The sequence below is a fragment of the Phaeobacter sp. SYSU ZJ3003 genome (genome assembly GCF_041300735.1).
Taxonomy (GTDB): Bacteria; Pseudomonadota; Alphaproteobacteria; order Rhodobacterales; family Rhodobacteraceae; genus Phycobacter; species Phycobacter gallaeciensis_A.
In genome coordinates this window covers 1-923 of the sequence record NZ_PXNU01000151.1, presented here as the reverse complement: position 1 = coordinate 923, position 923 = coordinate 1, and the positions used below count along the sequence as shown (strand labels likewise).

At 63.8% G+C, this 923-nt stretch carries 1 protein-coding gene and 1 pseudogene; both read left to right on the top strand.

Annotation, left to right across the window (positions count from 1 at the left end):
* A partial coding sequence (locus C6W91_RS21170; RefSeq protein ID WP_370571614.1) for a cytochrome c occupies window positions 1–629 on the top strand: 629 nt, incomplete at its 5' end.
* A 2-nt stretch (window positions 630–631) separates the two neighbouring features.
* Window positions 632–923 (top strand): annotated as a pseudogene (locus C6W91_RS21165) (cytochrome C); the annotation flags it as partial.

The window sequence follows — 923 nt, the reverse complement described above, 5'->3', positions numbered from 1 at the left end:
AGCATCAACGGAGTATTGATACGATGAAGACAACACCCATTCTGGCAGCAATCGTCATCACCGGCACGGCAGTCGCAGCCTTTGCGCACGGCAATGCCAAGGGCATCGTCAGGGATCGGATGGAATCGATGGAGGCAATGGGGGATGCCGTGAAGGCGGTCACCCCGATGATGCGTGGCGAGAGGACCTATGATGCCGCCGCCATGCGCAGCACAGCCCGGATTTTCCAGAAACACGCAGGCGAGGCCCTGACCGATCTTTTCCCTAAAGGGTCTGGCGGTGCCCCTTCCGAGGCCAAGGATGCGGTCTGGGCAGACTGGGATCGGTTCGCGGCGCTGGCACGGCAGTTGGCAATCTACGCCGAGGGCCTGGAGGGCGCTGCCGGGAATGGCCTCGCTGGTGGCGGAGGAATGGGCGCAGGGTCGATGATGGGGAATAGCTCCGGAATGGGATCGGGGTCGATGATGGGCAACGGATCCATGATGGGGTCAGGCACCAGTATAATGGGCGGCGGTGCCGGGATGATGCGTGCAGAAGATATCGCCGCGATGCCTGTAGATGCGGCCTTTGCGATGACGACACAGGTCTGCTCGGCCTGTCATTCCCGGTTCCGGGCGGAAGACCACTGAGCATGCGCCGGGTCGCATTTTTGTCTGGCGGGGCGGCGGCATGTGTTGCCGTTGTCCTGACCGCGGTGATCGCGTGGCCGGTCGGCAGCGCTCCGAAGCCGATCACGACCGAGGGCGACGTTAACCGGGGTGCTTACCTGGCACGTGCCAGCGGCTGTATCGCCTGCCATTCGAATTTCGAAGCGGGCGGCGCCCCGCTGGCCGGAGGGGCGCCGCTGAAGACGGAATTCGGCACCTTCTATCCGCCGAACCTGACCACCGATCCCGAACATGGCATCGGCGGCTGGACTGCCG